Origin of the sequence: Pseudoalteromonas sp. SIMBA_162 (assembly GCF_046535955.1) — a bacterium.
Classification (GTDB): Bacteria; Pseudomonadota; Gammaproteobacteria; order Enterobacterales; family Alteromonadaceae; genus Pseudoalteromonas; species Pseudoalteromonas marina.
In genome coordinates this window covers 1-281 of the sequence record NZ_JAWJBQ010000258.1, presented here as the reverse complement: position 1 = coordinate 281, position 281 = coordinate 1, and the positions used below count along the sequence as shown (strand labels likewise).

Sequence of the window (281 nt, the reverse complement as noted above, 5' to 3'; positions counted from 1 at the left end):
GCCGCCACTTGCTCACCAATGGCGGGAATGCCGTGCGCCCCGATCCAGTTGGGGGTCTGGTAGGTGCCGGTGGCATCGATCACCGCGCGGGCCAGCACATCGCGCGGGCCATCAGGGCCCTCGACGCGCAGCACGAAGGGCGCCTCATCGCGACCGCCACTGCGCAGCACATCATGCTGTTGTCGACTGACATGGGTGACGCGGCTATCGACATGCAGGCGCGAGCTGATCGACGGGTGCGCGGCGAGCGGTGCGACATAGCGGTCGAGAAACTCGGCCCC

1 protein-coding gene is annotated in these 281 nt (G+C 68.3%); it reads right to left on the bottom strand.

The features are described from left to right. A partial coding sequence (locus R0J88_RS19590) for a hypothetical protein (protein WP_410900811.1) occupies nucleotides 1-281 on the bottom strand: 281 nt, incomplete at both ends.